The 399-nt window shown below is 41.6% G+C and carries 1 protein-coding gene; it reads right to left on the bottom strand.

The features are described 5' to 3' along the window. Positions 1-399: hypothetical protein (locus EZH24_RS14565; RefSeq protein ID WP_161976208.1), on the bottom strand; the 399-nt coding region annotated here is incomplete at both ends.

Raw genomic sequence — 399 nt, 5'->3', positions numbered from 1 at the left:
TGAATTTTCCGATTTCAATATCTACATCTTGCGTTGTAGTCGTCAAATCCACTTTCTCGTTTGCGGGCTTTAATGTGAAAGTCAATTTAACTTTTTTAGTATCGACTCCATCCCAAGTAATTTTTGCTCTCGTAGTAGCATCGTCTTTCAAAGTCAAATTAGTTCCGCTATAAACGAAATCATCCGCCGTTAAAGTCGTGCTATCCGTATCAGTAATACCCGTTATTGTTCCCGTAGCGTTTAGGAATTTTACCGTTGCTGTAGTTTTCACGCTATTACCATCCGAAGCTACCGCTATGGTATAGCTACCAGAAACCGCTCCGCCGTTCGTTCTTATGTCGCCCTCGCCCGTATCCGTTTTAATGTCGTTTGTTTTTATCCCGTTATCAGGCGGAATAT

The organism is Brachyspira catarrhinii (assembly GCF_005518285.1).
Lineage (GTDB): Bacteria > Spirochaetota > Brachyspiria > Brachyspirales > Brachyspiraceae > Brachyspira > Brachyspira catarrhinii.
This window is presented reverse-complemented; position numbering and strand designations above follow the sequence as displayed.